This is a genomic window from Streptomyces sp. NPDC030143 (genome assembly GCF_055573695.1).
In genome coordinates this window covers 145,612-168,959 of record NZ_JBVIAY010000011.1, presented here as the reverse complement: position 1 = coordinate 168,959, position 23,348 = coordinate 145,612, and the positions used below count along the sequence as shown (strand labels likewise).

Here is a 23,348-nt window from a genome sequence, read left to right as displayed (position 1 = left end):
GCGCGGCCTGGTACCGCACCTCGCCGCGTTGCCGGAGGGCCCTGGCAGCTCCGCTGCAAGGACTCTCCCCCTTCGCGGCGAAGGGGCCCTCGGTGACGCGTAGGTGGAGGGCGGACGCGCGGCGCCGCGGGGTGAACGCCCGTCGCGGGCCGAACGGGCGGACACCGAAGGGCCGATCGTTTCACCGGCGCGGTGACGGTCGCGAACTCCTCCCGCCCGTCGAGGCATCCGATCCTGCCCGACAGGGCGACGCCCGGGGACGCGCGCCCGCGGCCGACATGGGCACAACCCCCGGGAGGTCCCGGCCGGACGACGCGCGCGTCGCCGGCCGACCGTCGCCGCTGGCCCGGGTCCGCGCCGCCTCGGCGACGGCGAACTCGTAGGGGGGCGGGGGCCGTCGCGGTGACCTGGTCGGCCAGGACCGACGGCCCGCCGGCGGGCGCGACGCGGGGCACACCCGCCGGACGGCGGGTGTGCCCCGGAGCGTCAGGCCGACGCCTTGACGGTCGCGGCCCGGACGGTCTCCCGTACGACGCGGCGCCGGCGCGTCGGCAGCCCGAGGGTCGGGTTGGCGACGCCCCAGGCCGCGCCCTTGCACACCAACTCCTTGTAGAAGGCGGCGAGTCGGCCGGTCAGGGCCGCGTCGACGGCGCGGTCGTCGGCGGTGACGTACTGGATCAGGCCTTCCCTGCGGCCGAGCGAGATGCACTGGTTGAAGTAGCGGATCGGCGTGTTCGGGAGCTTGCCCCCGGTCAGCCGCGCCGCGATGGCGTCGGCGGCCTTCCAGGCGGCGGGGGTGCCCGAGGCGCACGACATCCGCAGCGGCTTGTCGCCCGGCCCCATCGCCAGGGCCGCGTCGCCGACGGCGTACACCTCCGGGTGGGAGACCGAGCGCATGGTCTCGTCGACCACGATCTGGCCCGTCCCGGTGACCTCCAGGCCGGTCGCCTGAGCGATCGGGTGGGCCGCGAAGCCGGTGGTCCACACGGTGACCGCGGCCGGGACGGCCTCGCCGTCGGCGAGGGTGACGCGGTCGGCCTCGACGCCGGTGACGGCGGCGTGCTCGTGCACGGTGATGCCGAGCCGGGCGAAGACCTGTCGCAGGTGCCCGCGGCCCTTGTCCGAGAGCCAGTCGCCGAAGCCGCCGCGGGCGACGAGGGCGACGGCGAGGTCCGGGCGGGCCTCGGCGATCTCCGTCGCGGCCTCCAGTCCGGTGAGGCCGCCACCGACGACGACCACGGGCTGACCGGCGTCCAGGCCGGCCAGACGCTCGCGCAGCCGCAGCGCTCCGGGCCGGCTCGCGATCTCGTGGGCGTGCTCGGCGGTGCCGGGGACGCCCTGGTCGTTCCAGCCGCTGCCGAGGGCGTACACGAGGGTGTCGTACTCGAGTTCCCCGGCGCCGCCGTCCGCGTCGACGACGGCGACGGTCCTGCGGTCGACGTCGACGCCGGTGACCCGCGCGAGCCTCAGCTCGACGCCGGTCCCCGCGAACATCTCGGCGAAGGGCCGGGGCCTGAGGTCCTGGCCGGCCGCGAGCTGGTGCAGCCGGACGCGCTCGACGAAGTCGGGCTCGGCGTTGACGAGGGTGATGGCGACGTCGTCGCGGTGCAGCCGCTTGGCGAGACGGCCGGCCGCGATGGCTCCGGTGTAGCCGGCGCCGAGGACGATGATCCGGTGCTGCATTTTCCTGCTCCTGTCTGCGCGGGTCCGCCCTTGTCGTGCGCGGTTTCGACCCTTGAACCGGGCAGCCCGGTGTTTCCTGACAGGAATGCGGTGTGACGCACCTCACACCGCATGCGGACGCACGTCACAGCACCGTCATGAGCGACTCCCGACGAGGTCAGAAGGCGTGGAACAGGGGTTCCCCGTGATCGGCGGCGACCCACAGCTCGGTCGCGCGTGCGAGCTTGTCGGGGTTGACCTGGCTGCGGAACGCGGCGATGCCCTCGGCGGTGACCTCCGGGCAGATGATGCCGACGACCCGGCCGTCGACGACCGCCACGACGGCGGGGCCGCCGTTGGCGGTCGTGACCCAGACCCCGGGCGAGCCGCCGACCAGGTTGCGCTTGGACCGTGCGGGCTTGAACAGGCCCCGCATGAACGTGGCGACCGCGAGAGCGCCCTCGAAGGCCCTGGCGCGGGCCGGGACCTTCCCGCCGCCGTCGCCGATCGCGACGGCGTCGGCGGTGAGCAGCCGCACGAGGGGCTCGGTCTTCCCACTGGTGGCGGCCATCAGGAACTCCTCGACGATCCGCCGTGCGGCGGCCTCGTCGATCTCCGCGCGGGCCTTGCCCTCGGTGATGTGCTTCCTGGCGCGGTGGAAGATCTGCTGGCTGGCGGCCTCGGTGATGTCGAGGATGTCGGCGATCTCCCGGTGGGGGTAGTCGAAGGCCTCCCGCAGGACGTACACCGCGCGCTCGTTGGGGGACAGCCGCTCCATCAGGGTGAGGACCGCGTACGACACCGACTCGCGCTGTTCGGCGCTGTCGGCCGGCCCGAGCATCCGGTCCCCGTCGAGCAGCGGTTCGGGGAGCCACTGGCCCACGTAGGTCTCGCGGCGCGCGCGGGCGGACGTGAGCTGGTTGAGGCACAGGTTGGTGAGCACCTTCGTCAGCCATGCCTCGGGGACCTCGATGCGCTCGACGTCGGCGGCCTGCCAGCGAAGGAACGTCTCCTGCACGGCGTCCTCGGCCTCGCTCGCGGAACCGAGGAGACGGTAGGCGACGGCTTCCAGCCGGGGCCTCGCGAGCTCGAACCGGTCCACGTCATTCATGGTCAGCGGCATGTCACGGATCCTAGCCGGGCGACGCGCGGTCGCGGCAGCGCCCGGACGCCTGCGGCCGGGCGGCGCGGCTGCCTGCGGGCCGGCACGGGCCGCGCACGGGCGCCTCGTCCTCCCGGCCCTCGCCGGGTCCCGCCCCGCACCTGTGCCGGGACGCCCCGCGCCCGGTACAGCGGCGGTGCGGGTGGGCGGACCCTCCGGTCGCCCACCCGCACGCGGGTCACCGCCTCCGGCTCCGGAGCTCTCAGCGGTCCTTGGCCAGGGCGACGAGTTCGGCGAACAGGCCGCCGGCGTGGGCGAGATCGTCGTACCGCCCCTGTTCGATGATGCGGCCGTTCTGCATGACGACGATCCGGTCCGCGAGCCGGGTGTTCTCCAGCTGGTGTGTGACGACGATGGTCATGCGCTCGGCGGCGATGCGCCTGACCTCGAGGAAGATCTGGTGCTCGCCGCGCGGGTCCATCTGCGACGTGGGTTCGTCCAGGATCAGCAGCGGCGGCCGGCGGTACAGGGCGCGGGCGCAGACCAGCCGCTGCCACTGTCCGCCGGACAGTTCGGCACCGCCGAAGAGTTCACGGGCGAGCAGGGTGTCGAGTCCCCTGGGCAGCTTCTCGATCGCCTCGCGCATGCCGACGGCGTCGACGGCCTCCCACACCGGGGCGTCGTCGTAGGTCCTCGGCTGGCCGAGGGTGATGTTCTCCCGGGTGCGCAGCGGCCAGCAGGCGAAGTTCTGCGGCACCAGCGCGGTGCGCTCCCAGACGGTGTCGGGCCGGGCCCGGGCCAGGTCGGTGCCGTCCCACAGGACGCGCCCCTTGTCGGGGAGGAGGATGCCGGTGATGAGCTTGGTGAGGGTGGACTTGCCGGAACCGTTCTCGCCCACGACGGCCAGGATCTCGCCGCGGCGCAGGGTGAGGGAGACGCCGTCGACGGCGGGTTCCTCCTTGCCGGGGTACTGGTAGACGACCTCGTCGAGCCGGATCTCCTCCACCCGCTCAGGGACGGTCAGCTCTCCTCGGCGCGGGGCGCGTTCGGCGGCCAGGTCGAGGAAGGCGCGCATGTCGGCGAGGTAGAGCGAGGTGTGGAAGAGCGCGGCGCCGTTCTGCACGAGCTGGGTCAGCGCGGCCAACGTGCTCTGCACGGCGACGACCGCGGTGGCGGCGACGGGCAGGGCGATGCGTCCGGTGCCGGCGAGCCATGCCAGGGCGGCCCAGGTGATCAGCAGGAACACGCCGCCCAGGGCCGAGGTGGCCAGCACGACGCGGAGCGTGCGGGGCGCGGCGGTGAGGGTGCGCTGGTCGATGCGTTCGGACAGGGCGCGGTACCAGTAGACGAGGTAGCCGGTCATTCCGTTGGCGCGGACCTCGTCGCCGTGGCGCGGGAAGGTGGCCCACCAGCGCATCATGCCGCGGACGTTGCGGTCGCCGACGTTGGCGTAGTGGGTCTCGTAGTCGATGCGGGCGGAGAGCACGGCGCCCGCGCCGGCGGGGAGGACGGCGAGCAGCAGCAGCGGGAGCATCAGCCAGTGCAGCGCGGTGATCACGCCCGCTGCGGCGATCATGCGGATGAGGGCGGCCATGAACCGCTGGGCGTCCTTGACCATCGTCGTGGTGCGGGTGACGCCGACCTCGGCGGCCTCCTGCCGGTCGGCGAACCCGTCCTCGCCGTAGGCCGACGCCTCCACCCGGCAGACGGCGGAGACGAGGGCGACGTCGGCTTCCGTCGACAGGCGGGGGGTGATGCGTCCGTCCGCGTAGGAGGCCAGGGCGCTGCTGACGCGGCCGACCGCCGCCGCGGCCGTGACGACGGCGAGGGCGGGCAGGGCCGCGTGCAGGCGTTCGGGTACCGGGCCCGTGCCGAGGAGGTGCGTCATGGACCGTGCGGTGAAGCCGAGGACGAGGGCGGCCGCGGCACCGGTGAGGATCTGGCAGGTGAGCAGCAGGACGACCGCGGGCCGGTCGACCGCCCAGGCCATCCGCGCGGTGTGCCCGAGGACGGACGGCAGGCGCCCGCACATCCTGCCGAAGCCGGCCTCCTCCAGCGGGTTCTTGCCGAACTTCCCCTCGAAGCTGATGGCGGCCGGCGGTGGAGGGGGTGGTGTCTTGGAGCTGTCGGTCGAGGTGTCGCTCACGGTCACCTGCGTCTCCTTCCAGGTCGGCGCCGCACCTGGTGCGGTGCGGCACTGCCCGGGACAACGAGGGCGCGGGTGAATCGAACGCGCTCGATTCCGGACGACGTGCGGGCCCGGAATCCGGGGGCGTAGAGCACGGGGGCGCGGTGCCGTACGGCCGCGGGAGTGGCCGCGGTTGGCCGAAACGCCGATGTTCGTGACCGCTGTGACGGATGAGGTTGCGGGCAGGCGGTGTCAGCGCAGGGTGGGAACGGCCCCGCCCTCGACGTGCCTCACCTCGACGCCCGGCAGGCCCGTGGCCCAGCGGGCGGCGATGTCCGCGAGCCGCTCCGCGCCCAGGGGCTCGGGTCCGAGCCCGATCGCGTACCGGGCCCCCGCCGGGCCGTCGTCCGCCGCCGGGGGGAGCGGGCGCGGCCAAGGGTGCGCGTCCATCGCCCCCACGTCCTCCAACGCGCCGATCAGCGCGCGCAGCCGCCCGCGTACCCGCCCGTTCAGCTCGTCGAAGTCCTCCGCCCGCCGGGGCAGGACCGTCACCACGGCCCATGCCGCGTGCCGCCGGTGCATCGGGGGCGGGGCGAGCAGGTCGGGCCACGGGTCGGCCCCGGACGCCACCGCGGCCTCCACGGTCTCCCAGGCCTGGTAGAGCTCCCGGCCCAGAAGGTCCCGCAGGCCGGGGCCGACCTGCTCGGTGCAGGACCGCACGGGGGCGCTGGGCGTCAGGACGGTCAGGGCGCCGTGTGGTTCGTGCCCGTCGCCGGTGATGGCTACGGGCTCACGCCAGTCCCATGCGGCCCAGGTGGCGAAGAACCTCCGCAGGAGCTCACCGGCGTCCGCGACGTCCGGGGCCTCCCGGACGGTACGGGCCGCGAGCACGGCCCACGCCAGACCGGGCAGCCCGCCGAACGGCGCCCCGTCGAGCCCGCGCGCCCCCGCCCACGCCTTCACCCCCCGTGCCAGCGCCGCGTACCGCGACGCCGCCGGTCCGCTCACGGACGCGGTGAGGGTGTCCGCGTCGGACACCGCGCTCAGTGCGACCGCAGCGGCCTCGCCCAGCTCGGTCCGCCGGGCCACCGCCTCCGCCGCCGGCAACGCCCCCGTGGCCACGACCGCCAGGTCCACGTCGAGCCCACCGGCGTGGAACCGCAGGCCCGGCACGCGGGCGCCCACGACCTCCCGCATCCGCTCGGCGTCCGGCAGGGCGGCCGTGACCCGCGCGCGTACGGCCGCGAGGTCCACCGTGCCGGGCAGCGCCGCGACGACGTCCAGGTCCGCCCCGGCGAGCGCGCAGCCCATGCGCCGCGACCCGGCGAGGTGGACGGCCCCCTCGCCGAGGGCGTCCGTCAGGCGCCGTACGACGTGGGCGGCCGCCGTGTCGTCGGCGGCGGGCCGGACTCCGCGGTCGGCGGCGGGCGCGGCCCACTCCTCCCATCCCCGGTCCGGCCGGCCGAGGGCCGGTTCGGGCAGCCACCGAGTCTCGCCGGTGCCGAGGGCGACCGTGGCCCGCGCGCGCATCGGTTCGTCACCGCGCCGGGAGAGCAGGACCAGCCGGCCGACGCGCGCGCTCGCGGGGGTCAGACGGGCCGCGCAGTCGAGGACGACGGCGTGCGGGTCGGCGCTCCGGCCGAGGCTGAGGTGGGGGGTGAACCCGTCGTGGCGTCCACGGCAGCGCGGGAAGCGCCGCACGAGTGCCTGCCACAGCTCCGCCCACGGTGTCTCGTCGCCGGCCGCCGGGTCCAGCCACACGGTGGCGTCGTGGCGGTGTCCGAAGGTGTGCACTCCTTCCAGCCGTGCGGTGAAGGGGGCGACCTGCGCCGCCGCCGCGGCGAGCAGCGGCGCGGCCCGCTCGAAGTGCGACTCGGGGACGAACCCGAACAGCACGTTGACGTGCGGCGGCCAGCGCCGGATCTGCACGTCGTGGTCCCGGCGCACGTCCTGAAGCGCCGGCCACAGCTCGCGCGGCGGGATCCACGCCAGCGCGGTGCGGGGTGTCGGTGCGACGTCGAGCACGTCGTCGGGTGCGCCGGCGCCGCAGTACAGGTCGGCGGCGACCCCGTAGTGGTCGGAGACGTAGAGCCCTTCCGGCGTGGGTGTGTCGCCGAGCAGCGCCGCCGCCGTCACGTTCGGCCCGTCGCAGGGGCGGACGAGGACGCGGTCGAGGCGGGAGGCGCGGCCGGTCAGGGACGAGACGGCGGCCAGGGGGTTGACGCCGGGGTCGAAGGTGGGGGAACCGTCGTCCGGGCCGTGCGTCTCGGTCCAGGCGTCGAGCATGCCGAGCGTGCGGGCCGGGCCGGGCCCGCCGTCGTTGAGGTCGCCGACCAGGACCAGACCGCCCTCCACGCCCGCCAGCCCCTCGGCGAGCCGCGTCAGTTCGGCGCCGCGCCGGGCCGGCCCGTCCTCGCTGTGGTCGCTCGTGAGATGGGTGGCGGCCACGGTCAGCGGTCCGGACGCGGTGTCCACGACGACGGCGGTGACGGCCTTGTGGTGGCCGAGGCGGTGCAGGGCCGCCTCCCGCACCGGGACCCTGCTGAGCAGGAGCAGCCCGCAGTCGTCGACGTCCGTGCCGCGGGGGTCGGTGCCGACGGTGTAGGCGGCCCGCACCCACGCCGCGTCCAGCAGCATGGCCAGCAGCCCCGCCTCGACCTCCTGGAGGGCGATGACGTCCGCGTCGGCCCGCTCCAGCGCCCGCAGCAGCAGCGGGCGGCGCAGGGCGGTGTCGATGCGGTCGCTGTCGTAGCGGTCCCACAGCGTGTTCCAGGTCAGCACCCGCACCCGGTCGCGCGCGGCTTCCCGCCCGGACTCCCGCGCGGGGGGCGGGGCGGGGGTCCACCGCCCGGCGGCCGCGTCCCAGGCGTGCGGCGTGCGCGCCGTGAAGAACGGCGCGCGCAGCCGCCGCGCCTCGCGCACCCGGCCGGCGTCGGAGGCGTCGATGCGGTCCACTCCCGTGGCGCGGTCCCACACGACCTCGCCGTCGGCCTCCACGAACAGCACCCGGTGCCAGGGGATCTCTCCGCCCGGCACGAACGCCGGCAGCGGGATCCGCTTCGGTGCGGCGCCGCGCTGGTTGATGCCGAGCACGAACCGCGCGGGGTCGAACCGCGCGTCCCAGCGCACCCGGTGGTAGATCTCCTCGCTGGTACGCATCAGACGTCCTCTCCCTCGTCCAGGCCGCCGTCGCGGTCCCGCACGGTCCCGTCCGGGCCCACGTACCAGGTGCGGTGCGCCTGGCCGGGGTACGGCGGCACGAACCGGCGCAGCTGCCCCGTCAGCACGTCCAGCGGCACCGGGTGGGCACGGGTGGCGTTGCGCCGTACCAGCTCGTCCTCGTCGACGAGGACCACGGCGTGCGTGACGAGCGCGTCGCGGCGGCCGGCCACGGCGTGCACCAGGGACCGCTGGTGCGGGTTGAGCGACGTGGCGTCCCATACCACCGTGCCACCGGCGGCGAGCGCCTTGTCGAGCCGCTCCAGGCCCTCGCGCAGCACCTGGCCGTTGGCCTTCTGGTCCGCCCGCGCGCCGCGTGCCGCGCGCAGGCCGTCCAGCGCCACGCACGCCGAGACGCCCGCCAGCCGCGCCGCGAAGGAGCTCTTGCCGCTGCCGGACGGTCCGACCAGGTGCACCAGCCGGGGGAAGTCCCCCTCGCGCCACCGCCACGTCGCCGCGACGGCCTCCTCCACCGTCGACACGCGCCCGCGGGCATACGCCTCCCGCGTCTGCGCCCAGCAGCGGTCGGCCGCCGCGCCGTCGATCCCGTCCGCCCGCAGAGCCTCGCGCAGCCCGGCCCGCAGCGGGCCGAGGGGGGCCTCGTCGTGCAGTCCGGCGTCCTGCGCGTGCAGGGCGGACCACTCCACCTGCCCGCGGGCCTCGTCGTCCTCGGCGACCGCCTCCGCGACGGCGTGCAGCACCCCCAGATCGGCCGCGAACGACATCCGTACGAGCCCGGCCCGCCGTTCGGCGTCGGGGTAGGGCCGGTGCAGGGCGGTGTGCAGTCCCACCAGGTCGGCCACCCGGCGCGCGAGCGGCACACCCAGGGGCGCCGCGGTCCGGCTCATCAGCCGGGCGCGGGGGGTGCGGTGGAGCAACGCGGCGAGCACCCCCGCGAGCCGTGGCTCTCCGCCGCGCCCCCGTGCGTCCAGTCGTGCGGCGGTCTCGGCGGCCGCGTCCGCGTCCGGGTCCCCGACACCCAGGTGTCCGGCCAGCGCCGCCGCGTCGGGCGCCGCCCCGGACCGTACGGCCCACAGCGCCGCCGCCGGGGAGAGCCCGTTCGGGACGACGGCCGTGTGCATCCAGTGCGTCCCCGTCGTCACATGCCCGGGACGCACCCACTTGGCGACCCGGTCGGCGAAGTCCGCGCGGGCGAAGCCCTCGACGGTCCGCACGACGTACCCCTCCTGCCGCCCGGTCTCCACCTTCAGCCGCCGCAGCGCCGCCTCGTCGCACACGCCCCGCCACAGCACCGGCGGCACCGGTACGCCCAGACCCCGCAGGAAGCGCACGGTGGTGTCCCAGTCCAGGCACCGGTCCTGCGCGTCCCACACGGAGAAGCCGTAGAAGTAGCCCTCCAGGGCGTCGTACGGGATCGAGTGCCGTGCGTACAGGTTCTCCCCGCAGATCCGCCATCCCGCGGGTATCCGCGTTCCCACCCGGCCGTGCAGCGCCTTCACCCAGGCCCGGGAGGGGTGGTGCGCGGAATCCACGGACCGCGCGTGCAGCCCGTCGGCGTACAGCGTCGTGTTCTCCCCGTCGAGCTTCTCCGTGACGACGATCTCCCGCCCGGCGAACCCGCTCAGACCTCCGGCGCGCACATCGTCGGCAGAGGCGCCCGGTGACCAGGGCAAATGAGGGGTTCGGGGGTAAGGGGTGCGCATGCGCGGCACTATAGGACGGCGGGAAACGGCCCCTCCAGCGGATTACACACGGGACCGGCCGGGCGGTCTCCGGTCCTGGAGCAGCGACTGCATGGGCGTGAGGTCGAACCACCGGTGGAACGTGCGCCCCCGCCTCCGGGACCCGGCGAGAACAGCGCACGCCGCCCCGACGGTCACCTGAGCGCCGCCGGACCCGGCGGCTGTGACGGCCACCGACGGCCACCGACGGCCACTGGAACAGCGCCACCGCCGGACCCGGCCGCCCCGCGGCCACTACGCCACCGCCGGTACCGGTCGCTGCCGAGGGCCACTACGCCACCGCCGTACCGGTCGCCCCTACGGCCACAGGGCGTCGTCGGATCCGGGAGCGGTGGCGGGGCCGACGGCGTGCGGTCCGCAGGGCCCGGTCGTCACCTGCGCCAGAACAGATGGTGCGTCACGCCGCTCGGGCTGGGCACGACGTCGAGGTGGAAGCGGTCGAGCAGTTCGTCGGGGGACTCCCAGAGCCGCGCCCCGGATCCGAGCTTCAGCGGCGAGACCGCCACGTGCAGGGTGTCGACGAGGTCGGCGTCGAGGAACTCCCGAATGACGGTGGCCCCGCCGCCCAGGCGGACGTCCTTGCCCCGCGCCGCCTCCCGCGCCAGCGCGAGGACCGCGGCCGGGTCGCCGTCGACGAAGTGGAAGGTGGTGTCGGAGAGCGTGAACGAGGGACGCGGGTAGTGGGTCATGACGAACACCGGGGTGTGGAACGGGGGCTCGTCACCCCACCAGCCCTGCCAGTCGTGGTCCTGCCAGGGGCCGCGCTGCGGACCGAACTTGTTGCGGCCCATGATCTCGGCGCCGATGTTGTGGGCGAAGTCCCGCGTGAAGTAGTCGTCGAGGCCGCGACTGCCCCCTGGCTCGGTGCGGTTGGGCCAGCTCGCCGTGGCGCCGGCCCAGGCGAACATGGCGCCGGGGTCGGCGTGGCCGAACGGCCTCTCCAGACTCTGGTGCTCGCCGGCGCCGAACCCGTCGCTCGAGACGTTGAAGTTCTGGACTCTCAGCAGCTGTTCCATGCGGTTCCTCCTGCGTTGTCGATGACGATTGGACCGCCCGGGCCGGGAAAACTCATCGTCGGGCAGGCACACGGGTGAGACAGGGCCTCACGGCGAGGGCCGTGCCGTCGGCGCCTCCCTGCGGCCGTCGGTGGCGGGCTGTGCGTCGAGTCGCCACAGGACGAGGCCGTCGGTGTCCGGGGGCGACGCGGCGATCGGGGCCGAGAAGGTGACGCCGGCGGGGATGTCGAACCGGTCCGCCTCACGGGCGCCGCACGACCCCGGGGCCCGGGAGCGTCTGGTGGCACTCACCCACCGTCTGATCGGCGAGCACACGGGAACGGCCCGCGCGGCTGCGCGGGCCGTGAGTCGAGGCTCCCGTCCCCGTCACCTCGGAGCAGGAGGCTCCCCGCCGGATCAGGGGACGGTGAACGAGGCCACGTGGGTGTAGACGCCGCCGGAGACGGTGCGGACGTTCACCGTGTACGCCTGGTCCTCGGGAGGGTCGCCGGTCTTCGGCGGGCTGCAGTACGGCGAGGCGTGGCCGCGGGTGGTGGCGGTGCGGTCGACCGAGCCGTTGACGATCAGGTCCGCCTCGATGCCGATGCCCCCGCCGCCACCAGGCGGTCTCCCGCCGCCGCTCAGGCGTTCACCTGTCGGTTCCGGACCATCCTGCGCGGGGCGGCGTGATGGGCCGGGGCGGGAGCGCCGGAGGTCTCCTGCCGCCACAGCCACAGGGACGTCACGGACAACAGGCCCGTGAAGACCACCAGGAAGAGCAGGGACACCCACATCTGGCGGCTTCCCGGGTCGTCCCATCCCGCCCCTGCGGCCGACGCCGCCCACAGGGCGACACCGGCCGCGTAGAAAGCGCGCATCCGGCGCAGTTGCCGCACGGCCCGGACGGATTCGACGTGATCGTTCTTGGGTGCCATGCCGACCCGGGTACCCCGATCCGCCTCCTCCATCGGCCCGTTCCGGCCAGGTTGCGTTCCAAGACGGTGAGGCAGCTCGCCATGAAGTGGTCGCGCATGCCGTCGCCGGCCGGGGCGAACGCGTCCGCGGTCGGACCGCGCTCGGCGGGCTCGTCGCTCTCGCGGTGACGGGCGACGGTCCGGGCCGATCGGTCAGGAATCGAGAAGCGCGGTCACGGACCCGCCCCTAGCCTGGCCGTCATGGACATCACCATTCACACGACGGTCCTCCCGCACGACGACCCGGACGCCTCCGTGGCCTTCTACCGCGACGTCCTCGGGTTCGAGGTCCGCAGCGACGTCGGGCAGGGAAAGATGCGCTGGATCACGGTCGGCCCCGCCGGCCAGCCCGGTACGTCCATCCTCCTGGCGCCGCCGGCCGCCGACCCGGGGATCACCGAGGACGAGCGCCGCACCATCGCCGAGATGATGGCCAAGGGCACCTACGGCTGGATCCTGCTGGCCACCCCCGACCTCGACGGCACCTTCGAGAAGGTGCAGTCCGGCGACGCCGAGGTCGTGCAGGAGCCGACCGAGCAGCCGTACGGCGTCCGCGACTGCGCGTTCCGCGACCCGGCGGGCAACCTGGTGCGTATCCAGGAGCTGCGCTGAGCCGTCGGGACGCCGGCCGTGCGGCCGTGACGGCCGTCCCGCGCTCCGCCGCCGTCGAGCAGCGGTTCGTCCCGCCCGACGGCGGCGGCCCGCGTTCCACGGCTGCGACGTGCCGGTCCGTACCCGTGGGCACCTCCATCGAAGGCAGGGAGTTTCCTGATGTGTCACCCCTCGTGGGCGCGCGCACGCGTCGCGGCGCAGCGTCTGAGCGACCTCGCGCGGCTGCGCCGCGTCCGCGACCGGATCGACCGGGAGTACGCACGGCCGCTGGACGTCGAGGCACTCGCCCGCGCGGTGGGCCTCTCCCCCGGGCACCTCGGCCGCCGGTTCCGCCTGGCGTACGGCACGTCCCCGTACGCGTACCTGACGGCGCGTCGTGTCGAGCGCGCGGCGGCGCTGCTGCGGCGCGGTGACCTGACGCTCGCCGAGGTCCGCCTCGCGGTCGGCTGCCCGTCGCCGCGCGCCTTCGACGCCCGGTTCGCCGACCTGGTCGGCATGCCGCCCCACGCCTGCCGACGCCGCGTGGCGGGCGCCGCGGCGGGCCGGACGGCATCGCTCGAAGGCAGGGAGGCGTCCCCCGCCGAGCCGCACCCGGCGGGCCGGACATGACGTGCGCAGGTCCCCGCGCCGGTACCCACACCCCGGCCGGGAACCCGCCCGGGATCGGATCCGTCCGGCGCGTCACCCGGGATATCGTCGGATCTCATGAGTGGGATGACGGGGTTCGTTCGCGCCGGTTCGCTGGGGGTGGCGTTCGCGGTCCTCGACGACGGCAGCGGAGCGTGCGACCCGAACGAGGAGGTGTTGGTCGCCGCCGCGAACTGGGCGTCCGCCGCACGACGGATGCGCGAGTGCGGTTACCGGCGCGTGGCCGGGCAGCCCGGCCGGATGAAGCCGTCGCCCGACGCGGTGGCGCTCGCGATGAGCACTCCCGGTGTCGTGTACCGACGGAAGTGGATGGCGGAAGGGGAGTGGCGGGCGATCACCTGAGGCACCGCCGCGGCCCCGAGCACCCGGCTCCGCAGCACCTCCCGCGGCCGCTCGTCCCGGGCGGCTGCGGGAGCTGTCACGACCGCGTCGGTGGGGCTGGACGGTGAGACGCGTCAGGGGTTCCCCGCCGCTCGGGGAACCCCTGGTCCACACACCCGCGCGCTGCCGGGAGGCGGCGGCCCGACACCGCCAGTCCAGGTTGCGTACAGTGGACGAAGGCCCATGTCGGACCCCGAGCGGAGCACACATGAGGCACTTCTCCGCCGTGCCGGACGGCGACTCCGACGCCCTGTTCGACCTCGACGCACTCGGCTTCGACGGCCCCGCGCCGGCCACCGAGCCGCTCTTCCGCGACTCCCCCGCCGCGCACCGGCTGCTGCCGGTGCGGGCCGTCTACGCGGAGCCGGCGGCAGCCGCCTCGGCGCGCGGCCGGCAGATCATCGCCCGCTACCCCGCCGCGCGCGTCATCGAGGTGGACTCCCACTGGCGCATCCCGCAACTGCACGGCAACGAGGGCAACGTCGAGCGCTGGGTGCGCGTGAAGGGCGAGACCCTGGTCCTGGGCGAGCGCAAGTCCCTGACCACCCGGCCCAACGGCCGGTCGGCCGACTGGATCGCCCCGGGCGCCTCCAACGGTTGCGCCATGGCCTGCGTCTACTGCTACGTGCCGCGTCGCAAGGGCTACGCCAACCCCGTCACCGTCTTCACCAACATCGACCGGATCATCGCCCACCTGGGGCGGCACATCGCACGGCAGGGACCCAAACGTGAACCGAACCAGTGCGACGAGACGGCCTGGGTCTACGACATCGGTGAGAACGGCGACTGCTCGGTGGACGCGCTGATCAGCGACAACACCGCCGACCTCGTGCACGCCTTCCGCCGGTGGCCCACCGCCAAGGCGTCCTTCGCCACCAAGTTCGTCAACCCCGATCTGCTCGCCCTGGACCCTCGCGGCCGTACCCGCGTCCGCTTCTCGGTCATGCCCGCGGCGGACTCCCGGCTGCTGGACGTACGGACCTCCCCGGTCGCGGACCGCATCGCCGCCGCGGCCGACTTCCTGGACGCGGGGTACGAGGTGCACTTCAACCTCTCGCCCGTCGTCCTGCGTCCGGGCTGGGAGGACGACTGGAGCGAGTTGCTCCGGCAGCTCGACGACGTCCTGCCGGACCGGGTCAAACGGCAGGCGGCCGCCGAGGTGATCATGCTGACGCACAACCGGGAGCTGCACGAGGTGAACCTCGGCTGGCATCCGCGCGCCGAGGAGGTCCTCTGGCAGCCGGAACTCCAGGAGGGCAAACGCTCCGAGAACGGCGCGCTGAACGTCCGCTACGACCACCGCGTGAAGGCGGAGGCGGTCGCCTCCCTGCGCCGCCTCGTCGCCACGCACGCGCCGTGGCTGCGCATCCGGTACGCCTTCTGAGGACGGCTCGCCCGCTCCCGGCTTGTGCTCCATCCGTGTACAGCCGTCACCCGGGCAGCGGAGTACCGCCGACCACCGTGACCCCGTTGCTCGTTGCGACAGCAAGGATGGCGGCTGACGGACGCGATCACGCGGTGAGCCGCGAGCATGGGAAGAAGCACGCTTTTGAGCATCGTCAACGAACCTCAGGGTGCTGCGGCGCCAGGGTCCCACTACGAGGACGAGCTGCCGGTCCGGCGCCAGCGACGCGGTGAAGTCGTCGTCAAGTGGCTGAGCACCACGGACCACAAGACGATCGGCACGCTCTACCTGTCGACGTCGTTCATGTTCTTCCTCATCGGGGGCGTGATGGCGCTCGTCATCCGCGCGGAGCTGGGTCGCCCCGGCCTGCACCTGGTCTCCCCCGAGCAGTACAACCAGGCGTTCACGATGCACGGCACGATCATGCTGCTGATGTTCGCCACCCCGCTGTTCGCCGGATTCACGAACTGGATCATGCCGTTGCAGATCGGCGCGCCCGACGTGGCGTTCCCTCGGTTGAACATGTTCGCCTACTGGCTGTACCTGTTCGGCTCGCTCATCGCGGTCAGCGGCTTCCTCACCCCGAACGGCGCGGCCGACTTCGGCTGGTTCGCCTACACGCCGCTCTCGGACGCCACCCGCGCCCCCGGGCTCGGCGGTGACCTGTGGGTCATGGGCCTGGCGTTCTCCGGGTTCGGCACGATCCTCGGCGCGGTCAACTTCATCACCACGATCATCTGCATGCGCGCCCCCGGCATGACCATGTTCCGCATGCCGATCTTCACCTGGAACGTCCTGCTCACCAGCGTCCTGGTCCTGCTGGCCTTCCCGGTCCTCGCGGCCGCGCTGTTCGCCCTGGAGGCGGACCGCAAGTTCGGCGCCCACGTCTTCGACGCGGCCAACGGCGGGCCGTTGCTGTGGCAACACCTCTTCTGGTTCTTCGGCCACCCGGAGGTGTACATCATCGCCCTGCCGTTCTTCGGGATCATCACGGAGGTGATCCCGGTCTTCTCCCGCAAGCCGATCTTCGGCTACATGGGGCTGGTCGCCGCGACCATCGCGATCGCCGGTCTGTCCGTGACCGTGTGGGCGCACCACATGTACGTCACCGGTGGTGTGCTGCTGCCGTTCTTCTCCTTCATGACGTTCCTCATCGCGGTGCCGACCGGTGTGAAGTTCTTCAACTGGATCGGCACGATGTGGAAGGGCTCGCTGTCCTTCGAGACGCCGATGCTGTGGGCCGCCGGCTTTCTCGTGACGTTCCTCTTCGGGGGACTGACGGGCGTGATCCTGGCCTCGCCGCCGATGGACTTCCACGTGTCGGACACGTACTTCGTGGTGGCGCACTTCCACTACGTGGTGTTCGGCACCGTCGTCTTCGCGATGTTCGCCGGCTTCCACTTCTGGTGGCCGAAGTGGACGGGCAAGCTGCTCGACGAGCGTCTGGGCAAGATCACCTTCTGGACGCTGTTCGTCGGCTTCCACGGCACGTTCCTCGTCCAGCACTGGCTGGGTGCCGAGGGCATGCCGCGCCGTTACGCGGACTACCTGGCCGTGGACGGCTTCACCGCCCTGAACATGGTCTCGACGATCTCCTCGTTCGTGCTCGGCCTGTCGATCCTGCCGTTCCTGTACAACGTGTGGAAGACGGCGAAGTACGGCAAGCCGGTCGGCGTCGACGACCCGTGGGGCTACGGCCGCTCCCTGGAGTGGGCGACCTCCTGCCCGCCGCCGCGGCACAACTTCGTGGTCCTGCCGCGGATCCGCAGCGAGTCCCCCGCGTTCGACCTGCACCACCCCGACGTGGCGATGGCCGAGGCCGAAGCCCACGGGGTCCGGTAGCGCACGGCAGGGGACGCAGATGAGCGATGCGTCGCGCCGTGGCGTCGGGGGTGTCGGTCTCGGGGAGGAGGTCGAGGGCTATCTCCTGTGGCAGGCCACGATCGCGGAGGCGGAGCGACGGGCGCGTGAGTTCGTCGCGCCCCTGGAGTGGACGACCACGGCACAGCGCTCGGAGATCGAGCAGCTGTACGTGACGGACAGCCTCACCCGGGCCCGCGCCGACCTGGAGAGGATCGCGGCGCGTTGCGTGTCCCTGCGCGGCGAGTACGAACGGCGTTACGCGGCGCTGCGGCTGCGTTGCGTGGGCGGGGCGGTGGCCGCGGGCGCCGGGTTCGTCCTCGTGGCCGCCTCGCTCCTGTTCCGGTGACGCGTCGCCCGCTTCGGCTCCCCCGGGCGGGTGTGCGCCCGGCCCCGTCCCGCCTTCGCGTGCGGCGCCGGCGGCGGTTGCGAGGTCAGCCGCACACCCTCCGGTACAGCACGTCCGGGATGTACGTCCGCCACTGCGCCCGTGTCAGTTGCGCGTCCCCGACGCGGGCGCGGACCTGGGCGACGGTGCGGGCGGGGTCGCCGGTGCGGGGGCGGCCAGACAGGCTCCCGGCGTGAACACCCGCAGGACGGTCCCGCAGCCGCGTTCCTCGAAGGTCCGCCGCACGCGCGGCGCCAACCCCGCCCGCAGCAGCGAGGACTTGCCGCAGCCGGAGGCGCCGAACACGGCGGCGAGGCGGTGCGCGGACACCAGCCGGCCGATTTCGTCCAGGGTCCGGTCGCGGCCGAAGAACAGGGCGTGGTCGTCGTGTTCGAAGCGGGCGAGGCCCCGGTACGGCGCCGGGTCGTGCCCCTCGCCCCGGACGGGGACCGCGGCGGCCTCCCGCCAGCGCCGCGCCCACTCCTGCGGCTCGCCGCCGCACGCTCGCACGTGTCCCCGGACCACGGCGAGCGAGGGCAGCCGCTCCCCCGCCGCCGCCTGGGACAGCGTGGTCGCCCAGAAGCCGGCGTCCCGGGACATCGCCCGGTAGTAGGAGGGGCTGCCCGCCCTGCGCACCTCGCGCAGGGCGTGGGCGAGGCCCTGCACGGGACCTGCCGCCACGGCTGGGAGGCCGCGGTCCTCTGGGTGCGGCAGGGCGACAGCACGCCCGCGTACGCTCCGTCTCCGCCCACGGCGGCTACACGACCACCACGTTCGGATCGGTCTCCAGGGACGGTGTCCGGCTCAAGGTCGTCCACCACAAGGACGGGTCGAGCACGCACGCCTTCCGCTTCGCGATGGCGGGCGAGGCCGCGGAGGCCTGGGGCGACGGCGGCTGGGACTTCCCGCGCCCGGTCGGCTGGAACAGCTTCCCGGCCGGCACCAACGGCGTGGACCTGCAGACCCGGATGCAGAACGCCGCCTGGGGCGACGCGAACCCCCCGCCGAAGGACGGGCGCTTCAACCTGGAGCCGTCACGGGCCGAGCCGTCCGCCATCCCGTTCGACCCGAACGCCTGAGTCACGGGCCGACCGCAGGGGAACGGCCCGTCGGGTGCCTCGCACCCGGCGGGCCGTCCCGCGCCGGGGGCAGGGGCGGCACCGTCCGCCGGTGGTGGCCGGCCGCACCGCCGCGACGTGTCTCAGCGATGGCGCAGGGCGGTGGTGGCGAAGAACCCGGTGGCTGCGGCACTGATGAGGGCGCAGACCGCGAACAGGACGGTACGTCGCATGAGGAAACCTTTCCCGTGATGGACGGAGGGGTCCTGTACAACGCCGCCGGAGCGTCGGCGTTGTGTCGCCGGGCCGACTCCACCCGGACGGACGCGGCTTCGCGCGCCCCGGTGTGATCCACCCCCTTGCGCGGGCCGGGCAGGACAGGCCAGCCTCTCCTCGAACGGTTTTCCGAAGAACTGTTATCCAGGGCATCCGCAGTGATCTCCCTTCGTGACGGACGGCCAAACCGTTCGGCGTCGACGACAGGGAAACAGCATGAGTACACAGCACGGGGTGGATCCGGCGGCACTGGTGAGCGCCGCCCGAGCGGGCGACACGCAGGCCCAGGACGCCCTGGTCAGCACGTACCTCCCGCTGGTGTACAACATCGTGGGCCGGGCTCTGAACGGGTCGGTGGACGTGGACGACGTGGTGCAGGACACCATGCTCCGCGCCCTCGACTCGCTGGGCGCCCTGCGGGATCCGGGGAGCTTCCGGTCCTGGCTGGTGGCCATCACCATGAACCAGGTCCGGGCGTACTGGCAGGACCGGCAGTCGGCACGGGTGCCGGTGGAGCAGGCCGCGGACGTCGCCGATCCGGGCGCCGACTTCGTGGACCTGACGATGGTGCAGTTGCAGTTGTCGGGGCAGCGCCAGGAGACCGCGCGGGCGACGCGCTGGCTGGAGCCCGACGACCGGGGGCTGCTGTCGCTGTGGTGGCTGGAGTGCGCGGGGGAACTGGGCCGCGCCGAGGTCGCCGAGGCCCTGGGGCTGTCCCCGCAGCACACGGCGGTCCGCGTCCAGCGGATGAAGGCGCAGTTGGAGGCCGCGCGGGTGGTCGTCCGGGCGCTCGACGCCCAACCCCCGTGCGAGGAACTGCGCAGGACGCTCGCGGACTGGGACGGTTCGCCGTCCGCGCTGTGGCGCAAGCGCATAGCCCGGCACGCCCGGGGCTGCCCACGCTGTTCGGGCCTGTGGAACGGGCTGATGCCCGCCGAGGGGTTGCTGGCCGGTCTGGCGCTGGTGGCGGCCTCGCCCGCGCTGCTGGAGAGGATCCGCCCCGACTCGGCCGCGACCACCGTGATCGGTGCCGTCTCCCCGCTCGGTGCGGCGGGGGACGCGGGCGGGCCGGGAGGTCGTGCCGCGGGCCGGCAGGCCGGCTCCCGTGGCGCGGCCCGCCGCCGACGGCGCACCAGGCGACGGGCGGTCGGTGGCGCGGTGGTGGCGGCGTGCGTGGCCGGCGGCGGCCTCTACCTCTACCTCGACACGCGACCGGGGTCCGGGACGGAAGGGGCGACCGCGGCGCGGACCGCCGACAGCGTCTCCGTCGCCGGCCGGCCTTCTCCCGGCACCGTACGGGAGGGCTCCCTGTCGGCCTCCCCGACGCCGTCACCGTCCCCGTCCCCGTCGGCGTCGGCGTCGGCGTCGGCGTCGCCGAGCGCACGTCCCTCCCCGAGTCCCCGCCCCTCCACGAGCTCCACCGTGTCGAAGGAACCCGTCCGGCCGAAGCAGACGGCGTCGCGCGCACCTCGGGCGCGGTCGGCTCCTTCCGGCTCCGTGGCCCAGGTGATCGCGCTGGTCAACAAGGAGCGGGCGGCCGCCGGTTGCGGTCCGGTCAGCGAGGATCCCCTGCTGGACGAAGCCGCCCTGGGGCACTCCGCCGACATGGCGGCCCGCGACTTCTTCGACCACACCAACCCGGACGGCGCGGGCCCGGGCGAGCGCGTCACCGCCACCGGCTACCGCTGGTCCACCTACGGCGAGAACATAGCCATGGGGCAGCAGAACGCCGATGCGGTGATGACGTCCTGGATGAACAGCCCGGGCCACCGCGCCAACATCCTCAACTGTGCCTTCAAGGAGATCGGCGTGGGCCGGCACGACGGAGGCGGCGGCCCGTGGTGGACCCAGGTCTTCGGCACGGAGCTGTGACGGGTGTGGCGCACTGCTGAGCCGGGGACGGCCGCGCGGTCCGGGGCCCGTGGGATCGACGGCGCGGTGTGCGCGACGAGCCGGTGGCCGCGTTCGGCGGCCCGGGCTGGCGTGGAGGCGGCGGTGGTCGGCGTCGCGGCGTGATGGTTCCTCAGGTCACCCCCGCCGCCCGGGCCGCGCGGCCCGGGCGGGCACCGTGCAAGGACCCCTAAGAGCTCCGAACAAGAGGGGAGGCCGTTCAGCTCGCGGCGTCCGGTGCGTGCGATCGCAAGGCGCCGGGAGCTTTTTGTACCGGAGCTGCCAGGGGCTTTCGGCAACGCGGCGAGCGTGCGTGCCAGTCGTCGCGAGCCGGGCTCCCTTTTTGTTCGGAGCTCTAAGCCTGCGGGGGCGCTTCCTCGGGCCGGGGTGAACGGCTCACCCTGATCTTCGACTGGCCGTGCGGAAGCCGCTCCCAGTCGTCCATGAGCCGTGCGTGCAGGCCGTGTCCGCGGGCGGCCGAGAGGAGGGTCTCGGCACGGTAGTAGAAGTCCTCGCGCAGCACCTGGTGCTCCCGGCCCTCGGTCCGGTCGAAGGTGAAGTCGAAGAACCCCTTGTCGGTGAGGACCCGCCCGACATGCGCCAGGCACTCCTCGACGACGTGCGGCGGGGAGTGGGAGAAGACGCTGTGCGCGTGGACGACGTCGAAGTGGTCGCTGGGCAGGAAGTCCAGGGTGAGATCGCCGGTGAGGGTCAGATAGGGCAGTTTGTGCTGGAGCCGGCGCTCGGTGAGGGTTCTCTTCGCGGCGATCAGGATGTCGGGCGAGATGTCGATGCCGTAGTAGTTGCCGGGGTCGAGGTGGTCGATGAAGCGCCAGCCGCCGCGCAGGTTGCCGCAGCCGATGTCGAGCATCCTGTGCTCGGGCAGGAGACCGTGTCCGAGGAGGTAGTCGAACTGCATCCGCCCGAGCGCCATCCAGCGTTCGTGACTCCGGCTGCCGACGGCGGCTTCCGGGTCGCGGCGGGTGTCGCTGGCCATCACCGCCCGGTAGTAGGCCACGTGGTCGCGGTGTCTGAGCCGCAGCCAGGCGTCCCGGCCGGCGCGGCGGAGGTAGGGGGCGACGCGATCGGGGTGCAGCAGGGCGTAGCCGACCTTGTGGGTCAGCGTGGACCGGTCGCGCTCCGGTCTCCTCCAGGACTTCTCGTACTGGACCATGTCAGTGACCTCCGTGCGGGCCGGCGCCCGATGCGGGGAGGGGCCCCGGGACGGCTCTCACCCCCACGGCACCACCTCCCCCGCTCCACGGCCAGCGCACCGACCCGTCCGGGTGGACGCAGGACCGGCGACCGGCGTCCGGCGACCCGGGGGGAGGGCGCGGCAAGACGGCAAGGCGGACCAGCGACCGAAGGGCAGCGTGGCGGCCGGGCGACGGGACGGCGGGACGGCCGGACGGCGGGACTGCCGGACGGCGGGACTGCCGGACGGCGGGACGGCCGGGCGACGGGGCGGCCGGGCGACGGGGCGGCCGGACGGCGGGGCGGCCGGACGGCGGGGCGGCCGGGCGACGGGGCGGCCGGACGGCGGGACGGCCGGGCGACGGGACGGCCGGGCGACGGGACGGCCGGACGGCGGGACGACGGGACGGCCGGGCGGCGGTGAACGTCACCAGCCGGGGTAGCGGGCCCACCAGTGCGGGTCCCACCCCCGGACGTACTCGCTGCCACTGGGTGAGTCGTCGAGTTCCAGCAGCAGGTCGCGGGCCAGGGTGTCGAGGACCCAGGCCAGTTCGTGCCGGCTGAGCAGGTCGACGGGCAGCGCCTCGACCCCGTGGACGGCGCCGAGGAACGCGCCGGTGACACAGGCGACGGAGTCACCGTCCGGCGCGCCGGCCGAGAACTCCAGTGCGGTGCGCAGGTGGGCGCGGTCGGGGAACGACGCCGCCGCGTAGAGGCCGCCGAGCAGCGCCGAGGGTGCGGTGGGGTCCGGCGCGAGCCGTGCCAGCCGTCCGGCGTCCGCGGGCTCGTCGACGGCGAGCCGGAACGCCTCCGTGAGACGCCTGTGGCCGCCGTCGTCCCTCCGCGTGTCGACGGCCGGCAGAGCGGCGATCCCCGCTTCCAGCGCTGCCCGGGCGGATCCCCCGGTGGGGGCGGACCCGCCGTGTTCGGGTGCGGGGTGTGCCAGACAGTGGTGGGCGAGCACCGCCGCGTGGACGGTGGCCGTCAGGGCGGCGGGGTCGTTGTGGGTGAGGGCGGCGACCGCGCCGACCTGGGAGATGCCCCCCATTCCGGTGACCGCGATCGGAAGGCCCCGGGTCAGTGCGTGACAGCCCCGGCTGGGGGTGGCCATCCGCTCCTGGCCCAGGTCGATCCGGGACAGGGCCGTCACGGTCGCCGGGGCGCTGCCGCGCCGCTCGGCCAGTGCGGGCACGCCCGCGAGCCAGCCGTCCGGCCAGGTCGCGTGGCCGTGGGAGTTCCAGCGGTGCCGCATCTTCTCCACTTCGATGCCCTGGAGGGCGGCCCACCGGCAGTAGGCGTGCAGGACCACTCCCGGCGCGTAGCAGATCCCCTTGTGCTGGCCGCGTACCTGCGCGCGGATGATGCCCTCGGCGGTGAAGCAGGCCAGTTGGGTGCTGACGCCGGCGCGCAGCGGACCGTCGGCGGGAAGCCTGCCCCGGGCCTCTCCCAGGGTGTCTCCGAGCGCCATGCCGAGCATCAAGCCTCGTACCCGGGACTGCCTGGCGATGAGTTCCCTCTGGTGGTCCTTGTCGTGGGGCAAGGCAGCGCGCCTCTCTCCTGGTGCGTGCAAGGGCTGACCGGGTGGTGACGGGCCGGGCGGGTCCGGGGCGGGCGGGCCGGGGACCACACGGGCGGCGCCGGTCCCGCTCGGCGACCACCGTAGCGTCAGCCTCCCGGCGGACCGGTGCGGCCCCGGCGGTCGACGCGCCTGCCCACCGCCGCGACGACCGGCGCCGCGACGAGGGCGCCGCGGCAACCCGCGACGACCGGGCCCGGCCACCGCGTCGGCGACGACGTCGGCCAGACGCCCGGACGCCGCCCTCGCCGGACGGCGGGTGCCCTCGACGAAGCGT

19 protein-coding genes are annotated in these 23,348 nt (G+C 74.1%); 8 read left to right on the top strand and 11 right to left on the bottom strand.

What is annotated here, in order from left to right:
- Positions 1-486: 486 nt before the first annotated feature.
- The 8 genes from ACZ4YY_RS20700 to ACZ4YY_RS20665 all read right to left on the bottom strand — a co-directional run bounded on the left by ACZ4YY_RS20700 (position 487) and on the right by ACZ4YY_RS20665 (position 11,744).
- A complete protein-coding gene (locus tag ACZ4YY_RS20700) occupies positions 487-1,683 on the bottom strand; it encodes an NAD(P)/FAD-dependent oxidoreductase (RefSeq protein WP_468291949.1) in 1,197 nt (398 codons plus the stop codon).
- A gap of 157 nt (positions 1,684-1,840) precedes the next feature.
- Positions 1,841-2,785, bottom strand: coding sequence for an RNA polymerase sigma factor SigJ (gene sigJ, locus ACZ4YY_RS20695; RefSeq protein ID WP_468291946.1), 945 nt, complete (start codon positions 2,783-2,785; stop codon positions 1,841-1,843).
- Between the two features lie 241 nt (positions 2,786-3,026).
- On the bottom strand, positions 3,027-4,916 hold the full coding sequence (locus ACZ4YY_RS20690; RefSeq protein ID WP_468291944.1) for an ATP-binding cassette domain-containing protein: 1,890 nt from the start codon (positions 4,914-4,916) through the stop codon (positions 3,027-3,029).
- A 228-nt stretch (positions 4,917-5,144) separates the two neighbouring features.
- Positions 5,145-8,051, bottom strand: a complete 2,907-nt coding sequence (locus tag ACZ4YY_RS20685; protein ID WP_468291941.1) for a poly(A) polymerase — start codon at positions 8,049-8,051, stop codon at positions 5,145-5,147.
- Entirely contained in the window at positions 8,051-9,775 is a 1,725-nt protein-coding gene (locus tag ACZ4YY_RS20680) for an RNA ligase family protein (protein WP_468291939.1), read from the bottom strand. The genes ACZ4YY_RS20685 and ACZ4YY_RS20680 overlap by 1 nt, the downstream gene beginning before the upstream one ends.
- A 410-nt stretch (positions 9,776-10,185) precedes the next feature.
- A complete protein-coding gene (locus tag ACZ4YY_RS20675) occupies positions 10,186-10,830 on the bottom strand; it encodes a dihydrofolate reductase family protein (protein WP_468291936.1) in 645 nt (214 codons plus the stop codon).
- Between the two features lie 87 nt (positions 10,831-10,917).
- Positions 10,918-11,121: a hypothetical protein gene (locus ACZ4YY_RS20670; RefSeq protein WP_468291933.1), complete on the bottom strand. Its 204-nt coding sequence runs from the start codon at positions 11,119-11,121 to the stop codon at positions 10,918-10,920.
- 329 nt (positions 11,122-11,450) lie between these two features.
- On the bottom strand, positions 11,451-11,744 hold the full coding sequence (locus ACZ4YY_RS20665; RefSeq protein ID WP_468291930.1) for a hypothetical protein: 294 nt from the start codon (positions 11,742-11,744) through the stop codon (positions 11,451-11,453).
- A gap of 240 nt (positions 11,745-11,984) precedes the next feature.
- Here ACZ4YY_RS20665 and ACZ4YY_RS20660 point away from each other — a divergent pair, with 240 nt between their 5' ends.
- The 6 genes from ACZ4YY_RS20660 (at position 11,985) to ACZ4YY_RS20635 (ending at position 17,038) form a co-directional block, all read left to right on the top strand.
- Entirely contained in the window at positions 11,985-12,395 is a 411-nt protein-coding gene (locus ACZ4YY_RS20660) for a VOC family protein (RefSeq protein ID WP_468291927.1), read from the top strand.
- A gap of 159 nt (positions 12,396-12,554) precedes the next feature.
- The gene (locus tag ACZ4YY_RS20655; RefSeq protein ID WP_468291925.1) at positions 12,555-13,004 is read left to right on the top strand and encodes a helix-turn-helix transcriptional regulator; all 450 of its coding nucleotides are present in this window, start codon (positions 12,555-12,557) and stop codon (positions 13,002-13,004) included.
- 105 nt (positions 13,005-13,109) lie between these two features.
- Positions 13,110-13,385, top strand: coding sequence for a hypothetical protein (locus ACZ4YY_RS20650; RefSeq protein ID WP_468291922.1), 276 nt, complete (start codon positions 13,110-13,112; stop codon positions 13,383-13,385).
- A gap of 247 nt (positions 13,386-13,632) precedes the next feature.
- Entirely contained in the window at positions 13,633-14,808 is a 1,176-nt protein-coding gene (locus tag ACZ4YY_RS20645; protein WP_468291919.1) for a spore photoproduct lyase family protein, read from the top strand.
- Between the two features lie 165 nt (positions 14,809-14,973).
- Complete coding sequence (ctaD, locus tag ACZ4YY_RS20640; protein WP_468291916.1) at positions 14,974-16,671, top strand: aa3-type cytochrome oxidase subunit I; 1,698 nt, start codon at positions 14,974-14,976, stop codon at positions 16,669-16,671.
- 19 nt (positions 16,672-16,690) lie between these two features.
- Entirely contained in the window at positions 16,691-17,038 is a 348-nt protein-coding gene (locus ACZ4YY_RS20635; protein ID WP_468291913.1) for a cytochrome C oxidase subunit I, read from the top strand.
- Between the two features lie 144 nt (positions 17,039-17,182).
- Here ACZ4YY_RS20635 and ACZ4YY_RS20630 read toward each other — a convergent pair whose 3' ends face one another.
- Positions 17,183-17,758 carry an nSTAND1 domain-containing NTPase gene (locus tag ACZ4YY_RS20630; RefSeq protein WP_468291910.1) on the bottom strand — a complete coding sequence of 192 codons (576 nt, stop codon included), beginning with the start codon at positions 17,756-17,758 and terminating at the stop codon, positions 17,183-17,185.
- Positions 17,759-17,934: 176 nt separating this feature from the next.
- Between ACZ4YY_RS20630 and ACZ4YY_RS20625 the strand changes: the two genes are divergently transcribed.
- Both ACZ4YY_RS20625 and ACZ4YY_RS20620 read left to right on the top strand, forming a co-directional pair.
- Positions 17,935-18,156: a hypothetical protein gene (locus tag ACZ4YY_RS20625; RefSeq protein WP_468291907.1), complete on the top strand. Its 222-nt coding sequence runs from the start codon at positions 17,935-17,937 to the stop codon at positions 18,154-18,156.
- A 471-nt stretch (positions 18,157-18,627) separates the two neighbouring features.
- Positions 18,628-20,283, top strand: a complete 1,656-nt coding sequence (locus ACZ4YY_RS20620) for a sigma-70 family RNA polymerase sigma factor (RefSeq protein WP_468291904.1) — start codon at positions 18,628-18,630, stop codon at positions 20,281-20,283.
- A gap of 373 nt (positions 20,284-20,656) precedes the next feature.
- On the opposite strand, the gene ACZ4YY_RS20615 is transcribed toward ACZ4YY_RS20620, so the two are convergent.
- Entirely contained in the window at positions 20,657-21,475 is an 819-nt protein-coding gene (locus tag ACZ4YY_RS20615) for a class I SAM-dependent methyltransferase (protein WP_468291901.1), read from the bottom strand.
- 447 nt (positions 21,476-21,922) lie between these two features.
- The gene (locus tag ACZ4YY_RS20610; protein WP_468291898.1) at positions 21,923-23,035 is read right to left on the bottom strand and encodes an ADP-ribosylglycohydrolase family protein; all 1,113 of its coding nucleotides are present in this window, start codon (positions 23,033-23,035) and stop codon (positions 21,923-21,925) included.
- Between the last annotated feature and the right edge of the window lie 313 nt (positions 23,036-23,348).